Origin of the sequence: Aestuariivita boseongensis, assembly GCF_001262635.1 — a bacterium.
GTDB classification, from domain to species: Bacteria; Pseudomonadota; Alphaproteobacteria; order Rhodobacterales; family Rhodobacteraceae; genus Aestuariivita; species Aestuariivita boseongensis.
In genome coordinates this window covers 38,070-61,518 of sequence record NZ_JXYH01000001.1, presented here as the reverse complement: position 1 = coordinate 61,518, position 23,449 = coordinate 38,070, and the positions used below count along the sequence as shown (strand labels likewise).

Here is a 23,449-nt window from a genome sequence, read left to right as displayed (position 1 = left end):
AGGCGTATGAGCGCGTGCCGAAAGCAGCCCCTCTGGCGCGCGGGGACTATCTGAGCGCGCCGCCCTCCCTGTCACTCAAGCAGTTCGTACCGCCCGTGGGCGATCAGGGCGATCAGGGCAGCTGCGTGGGTTGGGCCACTGCTTATGCGGCGCGCACCATGCTCAAGGCCAAGGCCAGCGGCGCAGGACAGCAGAGCCTGCGCGACATCGTTCTGTCGCCGTCTTATGTCTTCAATCAAATCAACCTGCCCGGTTGCAACGGATCTTACATTCCTCAAGCGCTCGATCTGATGCGCGACCAGGGTGTCGCGCGGTTGGCAGAGTTTCCATATTCCGACACGTCATGCTCGGCACAGCCTTCGGACAGAGTACGCGCCAGCGCGTCGGATTTCCGCATCAAGGGCTTTACCCGTCTATGGGGTCGGTCTGGGCGGAACAAACATGTCGCTGCACGCCGAGCGCTGGCCAATGGCAATCCGGTTGTCATCGGCATGATGGTGGGCGACAGCTTCCTCGCACATCAAGGCAGCGGCACCTGGCGACCCAGTTCGCAGGATTTATCCTATCTGAATGATCTCAAATATGCGCTGGACAACGGCTTTCTGGGCGGACATGCGATGACCGTTGTCGGGTATGATGACACCCGCGATGGCGGGGCGTTCGAGGTCGTCAATTCCTGGAGCACCGGATGGGGCAATCGCGGGTTCTTCTGGATATCCTACGACATGTTTAACGCCTTTGTCTTTGAAGGCTACGAGGTCTTGCCGCTTGATCCGCCACCACCGCCCCGCGTTGTCGATATGGGTGGTGCCGTGCGCGTGCTGCACATCTCGGGCGATCAGATCGGCGCACGGGTGGATGGCGCCGGGTACCGGCTGACGCGTCCCCTTCCCTCGGGCACCCGGTTTCGGGTCGAAGCGACAAGTGATGAAACCGGATATCTCTATGTGGTCGGCGGTGATGCCACCGGGGATTACGTGGCGCTTTTCCCCCGCGGGCGCGACGTCGCGCCCTATGCGCAACAGAACGCAACCCTGCTTCTGCCAGGCCCGACCGAGCAGCATTTCACCCGGCTGAACGACACGGTGGGGACCGATTTCTATGTTTTACTTTTTGCGCAGAATGAACTTGACCCGCGCAGCATCGCAGATCGCATGTCACGCGGGTCGGGCGACGTGCAGGCCCGCCTGCGTCAGGCCCTGGGCGACCGGATCGTGCCCGATGACGAGATCGCGTTGGACAGTACAGGCATCGGGTTCGAAGCAGCCTCGGGCGATGCAGATGTTGTGCCCCTGATCCTGACCATCGACCACGTTGCCCCAAGCCAGGATGCGGGCGACCAGGACGCGCCCCTGATCGTGTTGACCAACCCCGCCCCCGAAGCCTTCGACGGCGATGATGCGCCCATCGCTGTGCCCAGCCGGCTGTTCACGTTGGAAGGCATGGCGCAGGACGAAAGCGACATTGCCCGACTGCGCATCGACGGGGCGCTGTCCAGCCAATATTCCTCGCGAGGGCCCTTCAGGGCAGAGATCGAACTGCCCGAGGGACCGGGTCCGCATCCAGTAACAATCGAAACGCGTGACACGGCAGGCAATGCCGCAACGCGCACTCTTCTCTTTACACTGACCACATACTGACTTCGAAAGGATCGACGCCCATGCTGCGTTCTGCCCTTGTGACGGCCATTTTCATTCTCTCGTTCTTCTCAAGCGCCGCTGTTGAAGCCTTTGAATGCCGATACTGCGAAGGAAAGGACCCCGGGCAGTTGATCGAATTGTCGGTCTCTCGGGAAAGCCCGGCATTGCGCGCTCAGATCCGTCGTTATGTGGCAGAAACCTATCCCGAGACAGGCGCAGGCTATGCCGCGCGGGCATGGATCGCGGATGGCTCAGGCGCACCGTTGGACGAGGTGGAGCGCCTGTACAAGGAGGCCATCAAACGCGATCCTTCGGTCGGTCTGGCCTATACAAACCTTGGTTACGTGCTTGAACGGCAAGACCGTTACGCGGAAGCGTTCGAGAACTATGTCCAGGGCGCACGGGCATGGCCGCAGCACGCGTTTTTCGTGCAATATGCGTATTTCAACCTGAAAAACGGTCAGAAAAACCCCGATGGCGCGCGCGCTTATCTTGAGCGGGCCGAACGGGAAGGCACATCCGAAAGCTGGGTTTATGATTATACCCGCGGGATAGATGCCCGCGGATCGGATCGCAGATTGGCAGATCAGTACTTTCAAAGCGCCCTGAACCAGGGCGGGCGATACGACGCCTTCCAGCAGTGGATCGACAACCGCTTGCGCCTTCTGGCCGCCCAGCGCGCCAGCCGCCAGGACCGTTTCGATGTGATCCGCCAGGGTATCTCCTGGGCCTATGACAACCAAAGCGACGCGGCCTTGCGGCACATTGGCAAAATCCTGTGGGACGATTTCAACCTGCGCTCGGATGCGTTCGATATGTTCGCCAGCGCATATGACATGAACCCAAGCCCCGAAGCGGCCCATGATGCGTTTGGTGTGATCGGCAATGATGATTTCGCGCGCGGCCTGAGCGTTCTGGAACGGGGTCTGCGCGATTTCCCCAATAACTATTACGTACTGATCGGGCTGACCTGGGCCTATACGAACTTCGACCTCGACCCCCAACGCGCCGAGGAATTCGGCCTGCGCGCCATCGCTGCCGCGCCGACCGCCGCGCAGCTTGATGATGCGGTCAACCAGTTCAACAGCTTCGTGAAAGAGGCGGCGCTTTATGACCGTGCGATCCCGATTTACGAACGGTATCTGACCGAGACCTCTGGCGCGCCCTATAACAGCCTGCTGGGTGGCTATATCGACAACCGTATCCACGCGCGTGACTTCGCCACCGCAAATCGCCTGATGGAACGGGTCTACAAGGCGGGCGGCTTTTCCGAAACATGGATCGCGGTGCGCGAGAACCGCATCGCGAATGCGCTCCGCCTGGCAAACCAGCGCGAGCGCTACTACGCCGAGAACCCCTTCCTCAAAACCTGGGAAGAACGTTTTGGCGACAGTCTTCGCGTGACAGTGGAATTCGCCACCGGCAAGGCTGATATCCGTCCCGAAGGCTATGGCGTACTTGACCGCGCGGCCCAGGCGCTCAAGGCACAAGGGGCCGAGAAATATGTGTTCCTGATTGAAGGGCACACCGACAGCACCGGATCCGACGCGATCAATATACCGCTGAGCCAGGCGCGGGCGAGCGCTGTCGAGAGCTATTTCGTGCAAAACGCCGGCATCACCCCCGAACGCATCCAGACAGTGGGGTACGGTCCGCGCATTCCCCTGGCCACCAACCAGACAGACAGCGGCAAGCAAACCAACCGCCGCGTCGAAATCCGCCCTTATGGCAACATCGCCGCGCCGCGCATCGTGACCACGGGCTGGCTGGACGCCCGGTCGCTGGACCTGACATCAGATGGCCGTTTCGCGATCACGGGCAACACGCCTGCACAGGTCTGGGATGTGGAAAAGATGGTGCGCGTGCACCAGCTGCCGATCGGCGGAAGCTCGCGGGAAATCTCGCCTAATGGCCGCTATGTTGCGGTGAAATCGGGCTTTTTGAACACAACCGGCTCCACCGACCACAACATGTTCATCTATGACATGCGCACCGGTCTGACCCACAGCCAGTTGCCCAACTCGGAATCCATTGACGAAATCTCGTGGTCGCCCTTTTCCGACGAGGTCGCCTATACCGATCGAAACGGGTTCCTGCGTGTCTATACCCTTGCCACGCGCGAGATGCGGGTGGCCAAGATGGGCACGATCCGCGGGTCCGAAGCCATGGCCTGGTCGGGCACGGGTGAGCATATCGTAACCAAGGTGCCGCGCACGTCGACTGCGGTCGTCTTCGATGCCAAAACGCTTCGCCCGGTGTTGAACCTGCGTGATGCAGGTTGGGTGCATTCGATGGTCAGCACCCAGGACGGCGCATACATGGTTGCCATGAACAACAGCTATGAGCTGATCGCATGGCGCACCTCCGATTGGCAGGAAGTCATGCGCCAGCGCATGCCGGCCATGACGTTCAACCTTGTGGCCCACCCGACCGAAAACATGGTGATGATCAACGACGCCTTCACCAACAACACCCGTCTAGCTCTTGTCGAGGTGCCTTCAGGCCGCGTTGTTGCCACGGCGTCTGGCGGCGATCCCAACGTGGTCATGCAGGGCGACTTTACGCCGGATGGCAGCCATTATGTGGCAACGCTGGATGACGAGATCGTCTATTACAAGACCGACACGCTGCAGATCGACCGGCGCAAGCAGGGTCAGGCGCTGAAGGGACAGGGTCTGACGATGGTCGAAGGCTCTGACATGGTCGTGTCGCTTGATTCCGAAGGCACCAGCGTCTGGAGTCTGAAGACAGGCCGGCAGGTCCACCGGATCAAAGGTGCGATGGAATTCGCCTGGGCGCCGCTGAATTCAGATGGAACCGTGCTGTTTTCCTTTGATGAATCTGGCGCCATGCACCGGTTCGACACGCAGACCTTCCGAAGTGAAATCGTCGGGCGGGTTGAGGGCGAGCCCTACTCCATGAGTGAAAACGACACACATCTGGTTGTCGGAACCATTCCTCATGGCGACGGCCCGTTCTCGTCCCCACAGGCCGGGATCTATGTGATCGAAAAATCCAGCCTGCGCACCATCATGCAAACGCAATTCGACATCGTGTCCGAACCTGTGAATTTCTCGGAGATTTACGACCCGCGTGTCTATGTCAGGATATCCGACAGCGGGTTGGTCGCGGTGACCTCATCCTGGATGTCCGGGTTCAAACAAGGCCTTACAGATGGCCGGATCGTCACGATCTACGATCCGCAGACCAATCGTGAACTGACCAACTTCCAGGCCGAGGATCGCTTCTTTCAGATGAAATGGGAGGGCGAGGAATTGTGGTTCCGCGGCAAAGGTCGCTGGTACGTGCACGATCCCAATACGGGCCGAAGCACGCGGCGCGAAACACCGCTGCCGCATTACGAAGTCGCGCTGGACGATGGCCGAAACATCGCCTGGTTCTTGGATCATGTTGCGCTGGATGGTCGCGAGGTGACCTTCCCCTATAACCTGCGCAGTCTGAAAGCACATGAAGGACGCAACATCGCTGTCGGCCAGACAACCGGCAACGAGCTGATCTTCATTGACCTCAACCAGATGAAGCAGGCCCTCACCATCGCACCACGTGCGGACGGGGAATGGATCGCGTTCACGCCCGACGGCCGCTATACCGCGTCGCTGGGCGGCACCAGTGGCGTTTACTGGTCTTTGGGCGACAACTATCTGCCCTTCAGTGCGCTGGCCGAACAATACGAACGGCCCGGCCTGATCCGGAACCTTCTGGAGGCGATCGCACGCGGCGAAGCTGCGCCCGATACCGGCCCGGATGTAGAGGCAGACGTGTTCGAAGCGCCCTATACCGTGCGGCTTCTGTCGCCTGAACGCTCCAACACCAAGGACGAAACCTTTGTCCTTGAGCTTGAGGTCGACAAGGACAACGCCGATCTGGCTGACCCCGAGATCGAGTATACGCTGAACGGTCGCCGCGTGCTGAAATCGCGCGGGTTCGAGGAAGAAGCCGTTTTCGATGGCAATGAAACCGTGGGGCTGACCCGGCGTTTTGACCTGAACCCGGGCGTGAACGTGATCGAGGCCAGCCTCGTCTGGCGCGATGCGCGGCTTCAAACCCAGCGGATCGAGGTTATCCGTGACGGCGTGCCGGAGCCGGAACGCACGGCCTCGGGCCAGACCTTGTGGTTCTTCGGGGTGGGCGTGTCGGATTACGAGCGTTCCAGCCAGAACCTGAACTTCGCCCACCGCGACGCGCAGGAATTGGCGCGGCTGATGGAGGAACAGCAAGGTCGGCTGTTTGACCGCGTAGAAACGCGCATTCTGACCAATGCCGACGCGACCGAACGCAATGTGCGGATCCAGATGAACGAGTTTCTGGACCAGTCAGGGCCGGACGATGTGATCGTGCTGTTCCTGGCCGGACATGGCGTCGTGGATGAGGAACAGGAGCTTTACTTCATGACGCACGAGGGCGATCTGACAAAGCCCTATACCGGCATGGGCGTCGACCGTTTCCGCGACTATCTGGAGAACCGGCCACTGAACCAGAATGCGCTCTTGCTGCTGGATATCTGCCATTCCGGCGCAGCAGATGGCCGTGTTGTGGCTGAAGATGCGGTGCAGCAGCTGACCAAGGGAACAGGCGCGGTTGTCTTTGCGTCTTCCTCCGGCTCGGAACTGAGTTTCGAGGATGAAAGCTTTGGCGGCGGACACGGAGCGTTCACCGCCGCGCTGCTGGAGGGGCTCAGAGGCATGGCCGACAGCCGCGTGGGCAATCGCGACGGTTTCAATTCCCTGCAGGAAATGGTGCTATTCACCTCAAGCCGCGTGCCGGAACTGACCGAAGGCCAGCAACGCCCACAAATCCCGCCGCTGGCGTTGAATGTGGACTATCCATTGAGCCGCGCCACGAACTAGGCCCCAGAGCAATCACAGAAGCGGAGCCTTCCCGATATAGCTTCGGGAAGGCTCTTTTCGTTTCATCGCGCTGCACGCTGAAGAACAAAAAATCCGGTCGGAATGGCCTCACCCTCAAACAGATCACCATGATAACAGCGGTCCGTCGCGTCGACGATGCGCCCGACCTCAACCGGGAAAGGCCCCCAAATCCGGTCCATCACCCGCAACTCGTCAGGCGACAGCACGCCCGCACCGATCCGTTCGTCAGCTGCGGCGTGGAGGCCGCCAAGCAGGCCAGCCGGCACATCTCCCTTGCCAAAGCCAATCCCGGACAGGAAGGCAGGTTCAGCAAGTCGGATGTCCGGCCCCAGATCGACGGGTGGTCCATTTGCCTGGGTCAGCCAGCGCCAATATCCAAACCCGCTCAGACCCTGCGCCGTTACGCAAACCGACAGTCGATGAATAAGCCCGGCCTGCCCTGAGCGGATGTTCAGCGGCACCGGTGCGTCCGCAGGCAGACCCGACACGTGGATGATTGGCGCAAAATCAATCGTCACGACCGCCGCGTGAAAGCCTTGCCGCTCCAGCATCTGCGCCAGAGATGTCCGCAGGGGGAAGTATCCGTCGATGGTGTCCTGAAACGGAGTGCCCTCGACCCAGGTGATGCCGCCACTGTCGCCCATCAGAACAGGTTAAAATACTCCGCCTGCTCCCATTCCGAGACTGTCATCACATAGCGTTCCCATTCCGCCCGTTTGATATGGGCAAGGTAATCAACGAAGTCGTCTCCCAATGCCGAGCGGTAAAAGGCACTGCTTTCGAAGGCATCGACCGCCTCGATCAGGCTGCGCGGCAGGGCCTTGGCCCCCGTGTCATAGGGATCAGAAGTTGGCGCAGGCGCTTTCAATGAACGGTTAAGGCCATCAAGCCCCGACAGCATCTGCGCAGCCAGCGCGAAATAGGGGTTGGCAGAACTGTCGGCCACACGGTTTTCAACCCGGCTGGCCCCATCGCCGGGGAAAAGCAGCGCACGGATCATCGCCCCGCGATTATCGGTACCCCACTGAATTCGGTTGGGAGCCAGCTGGTGCGGCGCGTATCGCTTGTAGCCATTGATCGTGGGCGTGGTCATCACACAGCTGGCCGCCGCATTTGCCAGCAGACCGGCGATCCAGCCATCTGCCACCGGCGTAAGGGCACCCGGCGTGTCTGGCGTGAAAGCGTTAGTCCCACTGGCCAAATCCGTAAGCGACTGGTGGATATGCCATCCATTGGCCGCCGCGTTTTCAAGCCGCGGCTTTGCCATGAAACTGGCATGCAAACCGCGCGTCTGGCACAGCTCTTTCACCATGGTGCGAAACAGGATGTAGCGGTCGGCCTGCTCCATCGGACCCGAGGGGTCGAAAGTGAATTCGAACTGGCTTGGCCCCATCTCGATCTCGACCGTGCGGGGCGCAAGGCGCATCTCTTCGGCCATGCGCCGAATGTCGTCCAGCAGGTCTTCGGCCTCGCCATAGCGGGTTTCGGTCAGAAACTGATAGCCTTGCGTGGTGTTCTTTGTCCGCACCGGTGCTGGCGGCATTGTGGCTTGCGCATGGCTCAGCGCCGGGTCGTCGATCTGAAAGACCTGGAACTCCACTTCAAGGCCAAACATCGCGGCAAATCCCGCCTGCGTCAGCTGCGCTTCGGCCCGCCTCAAAACCTCCCGCGACGACAGCGAAATCGCTGTGCCATCCCGATCCGTGACGTCGCACAGGATGACTGCGGAATGCGGAGCGTGAGGCAAACGCCGGAACGTGGCGGGATCGGGCGTTGCCAGGATATCGCTGGCCCCGGCCAGTGGCAGCCCATCAAAATCAGGCGCGGTGTCTCCAGACCAGATTGGAAACACCGTCCGGTGGGACGTGTCTTTCAGAAGGAGGGTCGAGGGCATTCCGACACCCTTGTCGAAGGCCGATTGCATAGCCCGGGCGACCAGCGTCTTACCCCGCAGAATACCGTGTTGGTCCGGGAACACGACCCGCACCGTTTCGATCCCCGCCGCTGTGATCTTTTCCAACACGTCTGACGCGCTTGCCGCTTTGGCTGAATTCCCGGCCATGCTTAATCCCGACAGGTTCATCAGACCCGTGCGTCCCAGGGGCAGGCGGACCGGCGCGCCATATCCGCTGCGTGGCTTGCCATCTGCCAATCCGATGTATCCGCGATCGAGTCATTGGAAAGCGGGCCACTGATCTGCGCCACGCTTTCCCCCCGCTGCATCGGGAGATCTTCAAACCGGCCATCTGCCACGGCTGCAATCGCCTGACGCAACATCCGGCGATATCGGATGATCGCCACATCCGACCGGCCCAGATGTTCTTGCGTCCGGTCCTGAATGGGGCCCATCCCTTCGACAGCCCATTGGTCGTGCACGTTGATATCCAGCCCCATCCCCGTATAGGTCAGCCGCGCCTGTTCATCCGGGTCATAGTGATAGTTATTCGCCTTGTTCTTCAACGGTGCATAATCCGGCAGGGCATGTTCCTTGAGCCTTTGTTCACGCATCAGATCCTTGTTCACCGGATCGCGGAAGCTGGTGAACATCGTGAACCAATAGCAATTCTCGTCATCAATCGGCACGTGCCACTGCGTGATGATCATCTCGCGCGACATTGGAATACAGATCGCCTCGGGGAAGATCTGGTTGGTCACGCGCACATGGATCAGATCGTTTTCCATGCGCCGCAGGGCGGTGATCTTCAGACCGTACTCCGTCTCATCGACCGAAATGTCGGGACGTGGATAATCCCGCAGGATCTTGGTCATCGGAATATTGGTGTCGGCGGCACTGTCGCGGAACTGTTTGCCATAGCTTTCCTTCGGGTCCTCGTCCTCCAGAAACCGATGCAGGAACGAGGCGTGGGCCGGGTCAATCCCGATCTCAAGCGCCTGCAACCAATTACATTGCCACAGCCCTTTGAAGGCGAAGACATGGCTTTCGGGTGCGCGGAAACAGTCGAAATTGGGAAATTCCGGCGGATCGCCCGGGCCCATATAGGCAAAGATCACACCGTTGCGTTCCGTGACCGGGTAAGCGGGTCCGTCCGGGTCGATGACAATATCCCTGGCATTTGGATAATGCGTGGGCTTTTCATCTGCAGATGCCTTCCGCGTGGCCAGCACATAAATGCCTGATGCATCCCGTATCAACGCAAGCCTTTCGCCCAGCAGGTTCACCGGAACCTTGTCGCCATGCGCCAGCTCTTCGCGCAACAGCGCAGGCTGCCAATAATGGCGCAGGACGCGCCCCGCCTCGGATCCCGGACCTACGCGCGTAATCTGGTCGTTCAGTTCCTGACTGATCATTGGGACAACTCTCCCTCGGGTATGTTTGCCAAAATGTTTCCATCCACGATTTTGACCGGGATCATCGGAACCTTGATCTGCGTATACATCTTCGATCCTTCCGGTTCGGCGGGTTGTTCGACGCATTGACCCGTCCGGTCGAAATGCCAGCCGTGAAACGGGCATCGCAGGCCGTTATCCTCAAGCCGCCCGAAACACAGGTCTGCTCCGCGATGCGGGCAATGCCGGCCGATAAGGCCCAGCTCCCCTTCCTCATCACGAAACAGGACATAGCGCCCGCTGGCAAGGGTGATCGGCAGCAGTGGCCGTTTCGCATCCAGATCGGAAACACGGGCGATGACCGTCCAGGCGGCTGTGGGGTCTTTCACGGATCTGCCTTCCATCCTGAATAAAAGTGCGTTATTTGAACACTTGAACCTATATTCGACGATAGAAACTGAAGGCATATCCGTCAACATGCACGACACGACCGGAGCCAGCACTTTCGCCAAAGGTCTGCATGTGCTTGAGTGTTTTCAGGACGGCAGTGCCGACCTGACGATGGCCGATATCTCGCGGCTCACCGGGTATGATCGCGCCACAGCCCGGCGGCTATGCCTGACGCTGGAGGCCGAGGGATATCTGATCCGAACCAACCGCAGCTTCCGGTTGGCCCCGAAGATCGTGGCGCTGGCGGGAGGGTATCTGGCCTCTCACCACATTGGGAAATTCATTCAACCCGTCCTCAACCAACTGGCCGAAACACTGGCGGGAGATGTGGCGCTGGCCGTGCGGGACGACACGCGCGCTGTTTACATCGCAAGGTCGGCAGTCTCGACCGCGCGGCTGTCCTTCGGGTTTTCCGTGGGCAGCACCCTGCCCCTTTTGCCGACAGCCATGGGCCGGATGCTGCTGGCGCAATGCGACCCCGACAGGCGCGATACCTTGCTGGCACGGCTCGCGCCACAAAAGCTGACACCTGAGACAGACATGGACATGACTTCCATCCGTGCCAGGATCGACCAGGCAAGTCAGGACGGCTTTTCCTTCGCGAAGAATGAATTTGAAACCGGTACAGCGGGCCTGGCCGTCGGCTGCGGCTGGATCAATGGCTGCGAAGCGGCCCTGGGCATGACCGAGGCGGCCGCACATTTCGACAAAGCAGATGTGTTTGACACGGCGCTTGAAGCGCTGACAAAGGCGGCTATCGGCCTCAAGCGCCAGATGTGAACACACGGCCAGAGCGGCCGTGTATCAGGAGATGCCCAGCCCCAATTCCTGCAAGGCCCGGGGATCGATCCTGCCTTTCAACCCGATGCAGACAAGCCCGGCCGCCCCCGGCTTTTCGGGGAACGTCACCTCGGTCCGCTGTCCGGCCAGTTGGATCAGCGCGGGCCGTCCCGAGATATCCCGAACAAAGCCCTTGGCGCGCACCAGACCCAGCGACGGTTCCGCCAGACGCTGCGCCAGTTTCCGGGCATCCACCGGCGTTTCCAGCCTGACCGCAAGGCTTTGATACTTGTCATCGGCAAACTGTCCGGCCGAACGCGTCTCCCCACCGGCGAACCGCCCCAGAAGCACGGCATTCGGCACCTGACCTTGCACGGCGGTAACAACGCGTGCGCAGGGCCAGTGTTCCGCCAGCCAGTCCTGAAGGACTTCCAGATCCGCCTGATCCACAAGATCAGCCTTGCTGAGAAGGATCAGATCAGCGTCGCTCAGCTGCCGTTCGATCGTGTCGCCGATATATTCATCCCCGGACATCTTTCGGATGTTCAGACTGTCAGCCAGTACGCAGATCCCCTCCACCCGCAATTCGGGTATCAAGTCGACCGTCTGCGCGATGGCCCCGGGCATTGCGACGCCCGATGCTTCAATCACGATATGATCCGGGCGCGGCTGATATTCGGCCATCTGCTTGAGCGCCGCCGCCAGATCGCTGCCAAAGGAACAACAGATACAGCCGCCGGCAATCGAGATCAGCTCGTCATCGCGCGCCTCGATCAGGTCTTCGTCGATGGGCAATTCGCCGAATTCGTTGACCAGAACAGCGATCTTCGCGCCATCAGCCTGGCGCAGCATCTGGTTCACCAGCGTGGTTTTGCCCGCGCCAAGATAGCCCGAGACGATAGTGACCGGCAGCGCGCCCATTACAGATCCGACGCCGCGAAGATCCGGCCGCCCTGCACCGTGCCCCAGACGGGAATGTCCTTCAGATCACCGGGGCTGCAGGCGGTTGGATCTTCTTCCAGGACCGCGAAATCGGCTTTCTTGCCGGTTTCGATCGACCCGACCTCCCCCTCCAGATGCAGGGTATAGGCCGCACCCATTGTGATGGCCCAAAGCGCCTCTTCCACCGTGATCCGCTCTTCCTCGCCCTGCACCCGGCCCGAGGCTGTCAGCCTGTTTACCGCAGCCCAAGCGGTAAACAAAGGACCCAGCGGCGTGACCGGCGCATCGGAATGGATCGCCATGGGCACACCCGCATCCAGCGCCGTGCGGCAGGCATTCATCCGCGTTGCGCGGTCAGGGCCAACCGTGAGTGTATAGTGTTCGTCGCCCCAATAATAATGATGATTGGCGAACAGGTTCACGCACATGCCCAGCTTTGCGGCCTGCCGGAACTGCGCGGCATCCGCCAGCTGGCAATGCTGCAGGGTAAAGCGGTGATCGGGATGCGGATGGGCCTGCAACGCGGGCGCCAGCTTCTCCAACACAAGTTGGGTCGCCTGATCCCCATTGGTGTGGGTATGGACCTGCACACCCGCCTCCAATGCGCGATGGAAGATCTCTGACAGCTGTTCGGGCGCGACATACCACAAGCCATTTGGCGCGCCGTTGTGATAGCCCGGCCAGCGCAACCGCGCCGAAAACCCCTGGATTGAGCCATCGGCAACAACCTTGATCCGCCCCAATCGCAACAGGTCGGTGGACAGATCCCGCAGGCGCAGCACTTCGGCGATCAGGTCTTCAGGCGACAGCCCCATGAAGAAGCGCAAGGGCACAATACGCGCGGGGTAATCCGCCTCTCCGGTCACCCGCAACATCATGTCGACCGTATCGGGGTCGAGCCGCGAGGCAAGGTCCGTGATCGTCGTCGTCCCGGTGCGCACGCACAGCTTGGCAAACCGCCGCAGGCCGCCTTCATCGGCATCCAGCATGTTGCGTTCGAAATCCACATGAGGACCAACGGGCGTCATCACTTCAGGGCCCTTCAACTCGCCCATCGGATACCCGTCATCACCCAAAGGGATCGCGGCGTTGTTGATGCCCGTTTTCATCAACCCGGCCAGTTCCAGCGCCTTGGTGTTGACGTTCATGATGTGGCCTGACGCGTGCAGGATGCCGATGGGCCGGGTCGTCGAGACGCGGTCAAGATCCTGCCGCGTCACCCGCTGGTTGTTCATGTAAATCGGATCAAGCTGCCAGCCGGAAAGCGGCGTTTCAGAATCACCCAGCTTGTCGGCAGCCTCTTTCAGCCGCTCAACCAGCGCATCGACCGATTTAACGCCATCCCAGGTTTTTCCGTCCGGATCGGTGCGGTCAAACCAGCCGCAATAAACCTTGGACCACAGCGACCCTTCCATGGTGTGGGCATGCCCTTCAACGAACCCGGGCATGAGGATCTTGTCGGCAAAGCGATCATCGAGCGTATGCTCACCCCAGGTGGACAGCTCATCAAGCGTTCCGGCTCCCAGCACACGTCCGTCCCGCACGGCAACATGGCTGGCGTGAGGGCGCGAGCGGTTCATCGTGATGATCTTGCGGGCGGAATAGATCACTGTCTGAGACATCGCGCGGCCCTCCTTCGGCTTGCAGTAACGAGGACGGTAGAGGGCTTTTATTCACCAGAAAAATGGATTTAATTGACCAATAACCATCGTTTTTTAGGGGAAGCCACCGTGAACTTCACACTGAAACAGCTGCGTTACGTGGAAGCGGCCGGGCGCCTTGGGTCCATTGCCCACGCCGCCAAAGAGCTGTCGATCTCCCAGTCGTCCATTACAGCGGCCATTGATGCGCTGGAAACCTCGCTGGACTATGACCTATTCCTTCGTACTCCCGCCAAGGGCATCCAATCCACACCAGCGGGCGAACAGGCGCTTGTGCTGATCCGGAATTTCCTGCAGCAAACCCGCCATTTCGAAGCCGACCTTAAGACCCTCGGCGGCGATACGTCAGGCCTTGTGCGCATCGCGTGCTATGCGACGGCCGCACCCGCGTTTCTGCCCCCGATCCTGCAGAACATTACCGAGAACTTTCCCGGCATGTCCGTTCAGGTCATGGAGGGGAACCTGAAATCCATCGTCGACTTTCTGGACGAAGGCAAAGTGGATCTTGTGTTCACCTATACAGATGGATTGCAGTCCAACCACCAGTTTCTGCCCCTTTTCCAGGCGCCGCCCTATGCGCTGATCAATCTTGATGACCCGCTGTCGCAGCAGCCGTCCGTGTCTTTTGCAGAACTGGCCGAACGCCCCATGGTTCTTCTGGATCTGCCACGCACGCGCGATTACTTCACCGGACTTTTCGAAAGGCGCGGACACAGGCCAAGCATAGCGCACACCACCCGTTCCGCCGAGATCGCGCGCGCCCTCGTCGCGGGCGGGTTTGGATACACGATTTTGAACATCCGGCCGCCAGATTATGTAGAGGACAAGCTACGTTACCGGGCTGTGCCCATTTCCGGGCTTGAGCATGGCCAAAGCTTCGGGATCGCTACATTGGCCAATACGCGCCCGCCCAAGATCGTGCAGGCGTTCATAGACAGCTGCCAAAGCCTGCAGAAACGTGGGGTTTTCGACAGTCTGACCGTCTGGGCGGACGAGCAGGCAAACCACCAGAAAATAGGCCAATAGGGCATATTTATTCTGTTTTCTGTTGGAAACACCCTCCGCTACGCTTTCCCTAATAAAAAACCAAAGACTCAGGGAGAGTATGATGAAACACCTTATGAAAGGGCTGGTCGCTTCGGCTGCTCTTGCCGGGGTTCTGGCCGTCGGCCAGGCCGCCGCGGAAGAGCCGGTGCGCGGCGGCACGCTTGTGACCGTATTGGGCTCGAATGTGCGGAACCTCAATTCGGCCGTGCAATCGGGCATCGTGACAGGTTTCCCGGGCGCGCAGCTTTTCGCGTCGCCCCTGCGCTATGACGAGGATTGGACGCCCCAGCCCTATCTGGCTGAAACATGGGAAGTCAGTGAGGACGGGCTGAGCGTCACGCTGAACCTTGTGCAGAACGCCAAGTTCCATGATGGCACGCCGATTACGTCCGAAGATGTGGCATTCTCGGTCGAAGTGATCAAGGCGAACCACCCGTTCAAGTCGATGTTCGCTCCGGTGGAATCCGTCGAAACCCCCGACGAACACACCGCGATCCTTAAGCTGAGCAAACCGCACCCCGCACTGATGCTGGCGATGTCGGGCCAGCTGATGTCGATCCTGCCCAAGCATATTTATGGCGATGTGCCGATTGAAGAGGTCAAGACCCACCCCCGCAACAACGAAGGGACCGTGGGCTCGGGGCCCTTCAAGCTGGTGGAATACAAGTCCGGCGAACATGTGATCCTGGAACGCTTCGATGATTTCTTCATCGACGGCCGCCCCTATCTGGACCGGATCGTGATGCGCATCATCACCGACCCGGCTGCCCGCGCCATCGCTTATGAGAATGGCGAATTGCACATGGGCGCCTTTGAATCGCTGCCGCGGATCATCAACAGGCTGAAGGGTGTGGATGGGCTGACCGTAACCCCCGAAGGCTATGGCGCAATCGGTCCGCTGGACTGGCTGGCGATGAATACTCAGAAAGGCCCCCTGGCCGATGTGCGCGTGCGCCAGGCGATTGCCTATGCGGTGGACAAGAACTTCATCCAAAATGCGCTGATGCAGGGCACAGCAGCCGACAGCCGGACGGGTATCCACCCCGACAGCCCGTTTTATAACGCCAATGTGCCGACCTATGACCTGGATCTGGACAAGGCCAATGCCCTGCTGGACGAGGCAGGCTTCCCCATGCAGGACGGCAAGCGGTTTGATCTGACTATCGACTTTGGCTGGCCCGGCGTGAAACCGCAGGTGGAATATGTCAAAGCCGCGCTCAAGAAGGTGGGCATCGAGGTCGAAGTGCGCGCCAGCGCCGATTTCCCGACCTGGGCCAAGCGCATGGGCGAGATGGATTTCGATATGAGCTGGGATACCGTTTTCAACTGGGGCGACCCGGTGATCGGCGTGCACCGCACCTATGACAGCACAAATATCGGCAAGGGCGTCTGGTCGAACACGCAAGGATACTCCAATGCCCGCGTGGACGAGCTGATGGCGATGGCCGCGGTGGAAAGCGATCCGGAGAAGCGCAAAGAGCTTTATGCAGAGTTCCAGGAGATCATCGCAACCGAATTGCCCGTCTATCACACCAATACCCTGCCCTATCACACGGTCTATTCCGACAAGGTGGGCAACCCGCCATTGGGCATCTGGGGCACGTCGACGCCGATCGACATGACCTATCTGAAAGAGTGATCTGACGAACCAATGCCTGCGGCGGTACACATGGATCGCCGCAGGCACATCTTGGGGCAAGGGGACCGCCAGTGAACGTGCTGCGGACATTTCTGGTCAGAGCGGGCTATGCCGTCGTCCTGTTGACGGCGGTGCTGGTACTGAACTTCTCTCTGATGCATCTGGCACCGGGCGATGTGGCGGATACGATCAGCCAATCCATGGGCGGCGCGGACCAGGAGCTTCTGGATCAGATCCGGGCGGACTACGGGCTGGATCAGCCCTTCCTTGTCCAACTGGGCCGCTATGTCGGCGGGGTCCTGCAGGCCGATCTGGGGTTTTCGTTCTTCTACAACGAACCTGTCACGAAGCTGATCCTCGAACGCCTGCCGGCCACGCTGCTTCTTGTGTTTTCCGCACAGATCCTGGCGCTGATCGTTGGGGTGGTGCTGGGCGTCATCTCGGCCCAGAAACCCAATGGCATCGCCAGCTATCTTGTGACTTTCACGGCGCTTTTCGGATATTCCGCGCCTGTCTTCTGGACCGGCATCCTTCTTCTGATCGCCTTTTCCCTGCAAATCCCGATCTTTCCGGTGGCCGGCATGCGCGATGTCACGGTCGACGGCAATTTCTGGGTGGAGGCTGCGGATATCGCACGCCATCTGGTCCTGCCGATGATCACGCTGGCATCGGTCTTCCTCGCGCTTTACTCGCGCCTTGCCCGCGCCTCGATGATGGAGGTTCTGGGATCGGATTATGTGCGCACCGCAAAGGCCAAGGGGCTCAGCCCGCGTGAGGTGGTGTATAAGCATGCGCTGAAAAACGCCGTGTCTCCGGTGATTACCTTGGCGGGTTTGCAATTTTCGGCCGTCATTTCAGGCGCTGTCCTGGTCGAGGCCGTGTTCAGCTGGCCAGGCCTTGGCACGCTTGCGTTCCAGTCGATCATCGCGCGCGATACGCCAACGATCCTGGGCATTTTGTTCTTCTCGGCCCTTGTGGTCATTGTGGGCAACCTGTTGACCGATCTCGCACTCAGGCTTGTGGATCCACGCGTCGGAGGGCGGAAATGACCGATATCACGCCTGACAAACAAACCCCGCGCGCCGAAAGCCCCCTGCGCGAAGCCTGGGGCATGTTCCTGCGCAATCATGCAGCCGTCGCCGCTTTGGTCGTGCTGGTCCTGATCTGCTTCACCGCTGTTTTGGGTCCGTGGCTTTATCCAACCGACCCGTTCGAGATGGTCTGGGCCCCGTTCTCGCCCCCCGGTGACAACGGCTTTCTTCTGGGTACGGATTATCTGGGCCGGGATCTGCTGGCCATGATCATCAACGGCGCGCGCGTGTCCTTGCTGATCGGTCTGGCAGCTGCACTTGTGTCGATCTTCATCGGCGTGACCGTGGGGGCCCTGGCCGGGTTCTATCGCGGCTGGGTCGAAGAAGTGCTGATGCGCATCACCGAATTCTTCCAGGTGCTGCCGACGCTTCTGTTCTCCATGGTGCTGGTTGCCCTGTTCGGCGCGTCGCTTCCGATGATCACCTTCGCCATCGGTGTTGTCAGCTGGACTGCCGTTGCCCGGATTACGCGCGCCGAATTCCTGCGCATTCGCGAGTTGGAATTCGTCATGGCCTCGCGCGCCTCGGGCGTGCCCAATGCCAAGCTGATGTTTGGCGTCATCCTGCCCAACGCCCTGCCCCCGATCATCGTGCAATCCGCGCTGATGGTCGGCAGTGCGATCCTGTTCGAGGCGGGGCTGTCTTTTCTTGGCCTGACCGATCCCAATGTGGTCAGCTGGGGCCAGATCATCGGGTCGAACCGGCAATACATTCTGGACGCAAGCTATACGGTCACCCTGCCCGGCCTTGCGATCTTTATCACCGTTCTGGCGATCTCCCTTGTGGGGGATGGTCTGAACGACGCCCTGAACCCCAAGCTGAGGCAACGGTGATGGCGCTTCTTGAAGTTGAAAATCTGCGGATCGAACTGTCGACGCGCGACGGCACCGCCCCTGTCATCGACGATCTGTCCTTTCATCTGGACGCGGGCGAAACGCTGAGTTTCGTGGGCGAAAGCGGCTGCGGCAAATCCATGACGGCGCTGGCGCTGATGGGGCTTTTGCCCGAAAGGATCGGCCGCATTGCAAGCGGCGCCATCCGCTTTGACGGCGAGGACCTGACCAAGGCCAGCCCGGCCCGGCTGCGCGAAATTCGCGGCAACGATATCTCGATGATCTTTCAGGAGCCGATGACGTCGCTGAACCCTGTCTTCACGATTGGCGAACAGATCGCCGAGGTGCTGCGCGCCCATCAGGGTCTGTCGCGGCAGGCGGCGTGGGATCACGCGGTGGAATTGATCGACGCGGTGCGCATCCCCAATCCGAAAGGGCGCGCGGGGGATTATCCGTTTCAGATGTCCGGTGGCCAGCGTCAGCGCGCGATGATTGCCATGGCGCTGGCCTGCAAGCCTAAGATCCTGATCGCGGATGAGCCCACAACCGCGCTTGATGTGACGGTGCAGGCGCAGATCTTCGATCTGTTGCGCGATCTGCGCGCGCAAACCGGCACGTCAATCATCCTGATCACCCATGACATGGGTGCGGTTGCCGAAATGGCCGAACGCATGATCGTCATGTATGCAGGCCGCAAAGCCGAACTTGGCCCGGTGGCGCAGATCATCAACCATGCGCGCCACCCTTACACGCAGGGGCTTATCTCGTGCGTGCCGCATCTTCACGATGTGCTGACCGAAGACCGGCCCGAGCTGTTCGAAGTTCCCGGTATCGTCCCGTCGCTCAGGGATTTCGGGCGCGACGAATGCCTGTTCGCCTCGCGCTGCGCCCATGTCACCGACCAATGCCGCAGCGCGCGCCCGCCCGAAAAAAGCTTCGAGGGCGGTCAGATCGCCGATTGCTGGCATGCGGAGGCGATGTGAGATGACGGACACCCCCCTTCTTTCAGTCGAAAACCTGTCGGTCCGGTTTGAAATCAAACGCGGCGGCTGGGGCAAGAAAAGCTATCTTTACGCCGTTGACGACGTGTCCTTTCAGGTGCCCAAGGGCCAGACCTTGGGCATCGTGGGCGAAAGCGGGTCGGGCAAGACAACCGCGGCGTTGGCCGTCGCGCGGCTTGTCCCGGCACATCAGGGCGTTGCGCGTCTGGGCGAGGACGACATCCTGTCGAAGGAAGGGGAAGACCTGCGGCGCATGCGGCGGCGCGTGCAGTTCATCTTTCAGGATCCCTATAGCAGCCTGAACCCCCGCAAACGTGTGGCTGATATCGTGCGCGAACCGCTCGACAGTTTGTCGGACAAATCCGAGGCGGAAAAGAAAAAGATCGTTGATGATCTGTTCGAAGCCGTAGGCCTGCGCCCGGAACAGCAACGGTTGTTCCCGCATCAGTTCTCGGGCGGTCAGCGCCAACGCATCGGGATTGCGCGAGCTCTGGCCACCCAGCCGGAACTGATCATCTGCGACGAAGCCGTCTCAGCGCTGGACGTGGCGGTGCAGGCGCAAATCCTGAACCTGCTCAGACGGCTGCAGGCGCAGTTCGGGCTGACCTACTTATTCATTTCCCACGATCTGGGGGTGGTGCAGCACATGTGCGACAGCATCGCAGTCATGTATATGGGCAAGATCGTTGAACAGGCGGATCGGCTGAGCCTGTTCAACAACCCCCAGCACCCGTATACGCGGGCGCTGCTGTCGGCAGTGCCCCGCGTCGATCATCCCGGCCAGCCCAGCCGGAACCGCGTGCTGATCCCCGGCGATCCGCCCGATCCCAACAATCTGCCGCCAGGCTGTCGCTTTGCCAGCCGCTGCCCCATCGCCAAACCCGACTGCAGCCAGCGCGAACCGCTACCCCAAAGTATCGGCACCACTCACTCAGCCGCCTGCCATTATGTCGGCACGGACGCGTTGGACGCAATCGGCATGGCAGACTGACCGGCATCAGCTTGCCAAGCGGCGAAAAAATGCAACTCTGAGCGGTGTGCACCATTGCGACCTGCCCCTTTGAGTTTCATAGTCACAGTCAGAGCCATCAGCCAGGTGGCCACTAGGGAGGAAGCAAAATCATGAAACGCACCATCTTGGCTGCGGTCTCGACCGCTGCACTATTGTCGTCAAGCGCAGCTTACGCCGGACCAGAAGCCGAAGTCCTGCATTGGTGGACATCGGGTGGCGAAGCCAAATCCGTCGCCGTTCTGCAACAGGAATTCGCTGACAATGGCGGCACGTGGACAGATATGCCTGTCGCCGGAGGCGGCGGTGATGCAGCGATGACCGCATTGCGCGCCCGCGTCCTGTCAGGGAATGCGCCGACGGCCGTTCAACTGAAAGGCCCCGCGATCCAGGAATGGTATGAGGAAGGCGTGCTGGCCGACATCTCGGCTGTGGCCGAGGCCGAAGGCTGGGCCGATGTCCTGCCCGCCTCGATTGCTGGCCATATGAAATGTGAAGACATCTGGTGTGCCGCTCCGGTGAATGTGCACCGGGTTGACTGGATCTGGGCCAATGCGCAGGTCCTGGCCGACAATGACATCGACATGCCCACCACCTGGGACGAATTCAACGCGGCCGCGCAGAAGCTGCAGGCAGCTGGCGTGATCCCTTTGGCCCATGGCGGACAAGCCTGGCAGGACGCCACCGTCTTTGAAACCGTGGTCCTGGGACTTGGCGGGCCCGATTTCTATCAGCAAGCGCTGGTGGATCTGGATCCGGCGGCGCTGACGTCTGATACGATGGTTCAGGTTTTTGACCAGATGCGCACGCTGCGGGGTTTTGTTGATCCGAATTTCTCGGGTCGCGACTGGAACCTTGCCACAGCCATGGTCATGAACGGCGAAGCGGCCTTCCAGATCATGGGGGACTGGGCGAAGGGTGAATTCCTGGCCGCAGGAAAAACGCCCGGTCAGGATTTCCTGTGCGCTTCGACGCCAGGTGATGGGTTCCTTTACAATGTAGACAGCTTTGCAATGTTCGCCGTGGACGGCGACGACAAACAGGCCGGCCAGCAGCTTCTGGCAAAGCTGATCGTGGGTCCGAGCTTTCAGAAGGTTTTCAACCTGAACAAAGGCTCGATCCCTGCACGGGTAGATGTCGCGCTGGACGAGTTCGACCAGTGCGCGCATCTGTCAGCCAAAGAGATGACCAGCAGTTCGGAAGGCGGATCGCTCCTGCCGTCCTATGCACATGGCATGGCCCTGCGCGGGGCACAGTCGGGTGCGATTACCGATGTGGTGACGGCACATTTCAACTCGGACATGTCTTCGGCCGACGCGGTGCAGATGCTCGCTGACGCGGTCGCCAACAGCTATTGATCTGCATAGCCTGCCCCGCCCTCGCTGCGCGGGGCAGGCGTTTCTGATCTGAAGGGGCGGACCATGCCGGAATGGCTGGAGAAACAATTGCCCAAACTTGTGCTGGCGCCGTCATTCATCGCTGTGCTGGTCTTTGTCTATGGCTTCATCGCATGGACAGGTTGGGTGTCGCTGACGCGCTCGCGTCTGATGCCGCGATATGAAATCGAAGGGCTGGTACAATATAGCAAGCTGTTTGCCTCCCCCCGCTGGGACACGGCAATGAACAACCTTGTGGTGTTCGGGCTTCTGTTCATCATCATCGCGATGGTGCTGGGTCTGCTGCTGGCAATTCTGCTGGATCAGCAGATCAGAACCGAAGGCGCAATCCGCACGATCTATCTTTATCCGATGGCGCTGTCGATGATCGTCACAGGCACCGCGTGGAAATGGATTTTGAACCCAGGCCTCGGCCTGGAAGCCACGGTGCGCGGGTGGGGGTTTGAAGACTTCACCTTTGACTGGCTGGTGAACCCGGATATGGCCATCTACACGGTCGTGATTGCCATAATCTGGCAAAGCTCGGGCTTTGTGATGGCGCTGTTTCTTGCAGGCCTCAGATCTGTAGACGGGGAAATCATCAAGGCGGCCCAGGTCGATGGCATCCCGACATGGCGCATCTATTCGGCCATTGTAATCCCGTCGATGGCGCCAATCTTTCTGTCTGCTTTCATTGTGCTGGCGCATCTGGCGATCAAAAGCTTCGACCTGGTCATTGCGCTGACAGGCGGAGGGCCCGGATACGCCACCGACCTGCCCGCCACATATATGTACGCAATGGCCTTTTCGCGCGGGGACCTGGGACAGGCGGCCGCATCCGCGATGGTCATGATGATGGTCGTATTCGCCGTGGTTGTCCCATATCTTTACTCGGAACTGAGGGCGAAGAATGACTGATCTTGCGTCTTCATCTCCTCCCCGGGCTGGATGGAACCGGCGCTTGCTGCGCTGGATGCTGTACGCAATCCTGGGGCTGTTTGCGCTCTATTACCTGCTGCCGCTTTTCGTGATGCTGACAACGTCGCTGAAAAGCCTGGAGGAAATTCGCGCGGGGTCCCTGATCGCTCTGCCCCGCGACGTGACCTTCAGCCCGTGGGCCACCGCGTGGTCTTCGGCCTGCACGGGTATTCAATGCGAAGGCCTACGGCCGTATTTCTGGAACTCGGTTCTGATTGCCATTCCGGCAGTGGCCCTGTCGACCATGCTGGGAGCGATGAATGGCTATGTCATCGCACAGTGGCGGTTCCGTGGTGCCAACCTGATCTTTTCACTGATGCTGTTTGGTTGCTTCATCCCGTTTCAGGTGGTGCTTTTGCCCATGGCGCGGCTTTTGGGAATGATGGGTCTTGCAGGTTCAATTCCCGGACTGATCTTTGTTCATGTGATCTATGGCATCGGGTTCACGACCCTGTTTTTCCGAAACTATTATGTCACCATTCCCGCCGATCTGGTCAAAGCGGCAAAGGTCGACGGCGCCGGTTTTTTCCGGATATTCTGGTCGATCTTCCTGCCGCTTTCCCTTCCGATCATCGTTGTCACTGTCATCTGGCAGTTCACGCAGATCTGGAACGACTTCCTTTTTGGCGTGTCTTTCAGCGAAGCCGGGACACAACCGGTGACAGTCGCACTGAACAACATCGTCAATTCCACCACCGGCGTGAAAGAATACAACGTGGACATGGCCGCGGCGATCATCGCGGCTTTGCCCACGCTTATCGTCTATGTCGTCGCCGGCAAATATTTCGTCCGCGGTCTGACTGCGGGCTCGGTCAAGGGGTAAGT

18 protein-coding genes are annotated in these 23,449 nt (G+C 60.0%); 12 read left to right on the top strand and 6 right to left on the bottom strand.

Features of this window, described 5'->3' with window-relative positions; genetic code table 11:
• Window positions 1–14 precede the first annotated feature (14 nt).
• Together TR61_RS00255 and TR61_RS00250 are read left to right on the top strand one after the other, a co-directional pair.
• Entirely contained in the window at window positions 15–1,640 is a 1,626-nt protein-coding gene (locus TR61_RS00255) for a C1 family peptidase (protein WP_050927663.1), read from the top strand.
• A 20-nt stretch (window positions 1,641–1,660) separates the two neighbouring features.
• The gene (locus TR61_RS00250) at window positions 1,661–6,508 is read left to right on the top strand and encodes an OmpA family protein (protein WP_050927536.1); all 4,848 of its coding nucleotides are present in this window, start codon (window positions 1,661–1,663) and stop codon (window positions 6,506–6,508) included.
• 62 nt (window positions 6,509–6,570) lie between these two features.
• Here the strand turns inward: TR61_RS00250 and TR61_RS00245 are convergent, their stop codons facing one another.
• The 4 genes from TR61_RS00245 to TR61_RS00230 are packed head-to-tail and all read right to left on the bottom strand — an operon-like array spanning window position 6,571 to window position 10,206.
• Window positions 6,571–7,173 carry a hypothetical protein gene (locus TR61_RS00245; protein ID WP_050927535.1) on the bottom strand — a complete coding sequence of 201 codons (603 nt, stop codon included), beginning with the start codon at window positions 7,171–7,173 and terminating at the stop codon, window positions 6,571–6,573.
• Complete coding sequence (locus TR61_RS00240) at window positions 7,173–8,681, bottom strand: glutamine synthetase family protein (protein ID WP_342669380.1); 1,509 nt, start codon at window positions 8,679–8,681, stop codon at window positions 7,173–7,175. Before TR61_RS00240 ends, TR61_RS00245 begins: the two co-directional genes overlap by 1 nt.
• Window positions 8,612–9,838, bottom strand: coding sequence for an aromatic ring-hydroxylating oxygenase subunit alpha (locus TR61_RS00235; protein ID WP_050927534.1), 1,227 nt, complete (start codon window positions 9,836–9,838; stop codon window positions 8,612–8,614). The genes TR61_RS00240 and TR61_RS00235 overlap by 70 nt, the downstream gene beginning before the upstream one ends.
• Window positions 9,835–10,206, bottom strand: a complete 372-nt coding sequence (locus tag TR61_RS00230) for a Rieske 2Fe-2S domain-containing protein (RefSeq protein ID WP_245626776.1) — start codon at window positions 10,204–10,206, stop codon at window positions 9,835–9,837. Before TR61_RS00230 ends, TR61_RS00235 begins: the two co-directional genes overlap by 4 nt.
• 88 nt (window positions 10,207–10,294) lie before the next feature.
• Here TR61_RS00230 and TR61_RS00225 point away from each other — a divergent pair, with 88 nt between their 5' ends.
• On the top strand, window positions 10,295–11,047 hold the full coding sequence (locus TR61_RS00225; protein ID WP_050927532.1) for an IclR family transcriptional regulator: 753 nt from the start codon (window positions 10,295–10,297) through the stop codon (window positions 11,045–11,047).
• A gap of 24 nt (window positions 11,048–11,071) precedes the next feature.
• Here the strand turns inward: TR61_RS00225 and TR61_RS00220 are convergent, their stop codons facing one another.
• Both TR61_RS00220 and TR61_RS00215 read right to left on the bottom strand, forming a co-directional pair.
• On the bottom strand, window positions 11,072–11,968 hold the full coding sequence (locus TR61_RS00220) for a CobW family GTP-binding protein (RefSeq protein WP_050927531.1): 897 nt from the start codon (window positions 11,966–11,968) through the stop codon (window positions 11,072–11,074).
• Complete coding sequence (locus TR61_RS00215) at window positions 11,968–13,611, bottom strand: amidohydrolase (RefSeq protein ID WP_050927530.1); 1,644 nt, start codon at window positions 13,609–13,611, stop codon at window positions 11,968–11,970. The genes TR61_RS00220 and TR61_RS00215 overlap by 1 nt, the downstream gene beginning before the upstream one ends.
• Window positions 13,612–13,719: 108 nt before the next feature.
• Between TR61_RS00215 and TR61_RS00210 the strand changes: the two genes are divergently transcribed.
• The 9 genes from TR61_RS00210 to TR61_RS00170 all read left to right on the top strand — a co-directional run bounded on the left by TR61_RS00210 (window position 13,720) and on the right by TR61_RS00170 (window position 23,447).
• Window positions 13,720–14,676, top strand: coding sequence for a LysR family transcriptional regulator (locus TR61_RS00210; protein ID WP_172676909.1), 957 nt, complete (start codon window positions 13,720–13,722; stop codon window positions 14,674–14,676).
• Between the two features lie 82 nt (window positions 14,677–14,758).
• Window positions 14,759–16,336 carry an ABC transporter substrate-binding protein gene (locus TR61_RS00205; RefSeq protein ID WP_050927661.1) on the top strand — a complete coding sequence of 526 codons (1,578 nt, stop codon included), beginning with the start codon at window positions 14,759–14,761 and terminating at the stop codon, window positions 16,334–16,336.
• A gap of 71 nt (window positions 16,337–16,407) precedes the next feature.
• Window positions 16,408–17,385 (top strand): ABC transporter permease, encoded by a 978-nt coding sequence (locus TR61_RS00200; RefSeq protein WP_082181765.1) that lies wholly within the window; start codon window positions 16,408–16,410, stop codon window positions 17,383–17,385.
• Complete coding sequence (locus TR61_RS00195) at window positions 17,382–18,260, top strand: ABC transporter permease (RefSeq protein ID WP_050927526.1); 879 nt, start codon at window positions 17,382–17,384, stop codon at window positions 18,258–18,260. The genes TR61_RS00200 and TR61_RS00195 overlap by 4 nt, the downstream gene beginning before the upstream one ends.
• Complete coding sequence (locus TR61_RS00190) at window positions 18,260–19,243, top strand: ABC transporter ATP-binding protein (protein WP_050927525.1); 984 nt, start codon at window positions 18,260–18,262, stop codon at window positions 19,241–19,243. Before TR61_RS00195 ends, TR61_RS00190 begins: the two co-directional genes overlap by 1 nt.
• Before the next feature lies 1 nt (window position 19,244).
• A complete protein-coding gene (locus TR61_RS00185) occupies window positions 19,245–20,252 on the top strand; it encodes an ABC transporter ATP-binding protein (RefSeq protein ID WP_050927522.1) in 1,008 nt (335 codons plus the stop codon).
• Between the two features lie 131 nt (window positions 20,253–20,383).
• Complete coding sequence (locus tag TR61_RS00180; RefSeq protein ID WP_050927520.1) at window positions 20,384–21,628, top strand: ABC transporter substrate-binding protein; 1,245 nt, start codon at window positions 20,384–20,386, stop codon at window positions 21,626–21,628.
• A gap of 63 nt (window positions 21,629–21,691) precedes the next feature.
• The gene (locus TR61_RS00175; protein WP_050927518.1) at window positions 21,692–22,564 is read left to right on the top strand and encodes a carbohydrate ABC transporter permease; all 873 of its coding nucleotides are present in this window, start codon (window positions 21,692–21,694) and stop codon (window positions 22,562–22,564) included.
• Window positions 22,557–23,447, top strand: coding sequence for a carbohydrate ABC transporter permease (locus tag TR61_RS00170; RefSeq protein ID WP_050927515.1), 891 nt, complete (start codon window positions 22,557–22,559; stop codon window positions 23,445–23,447). Before TR61_RS00175 ends, TR61_RS00170 begins: the two co-directional genes overlap by 8 nt.
• The last annotated feature ends 2 nt before the right edge of the window (window positions 23,448–23,449 follow it).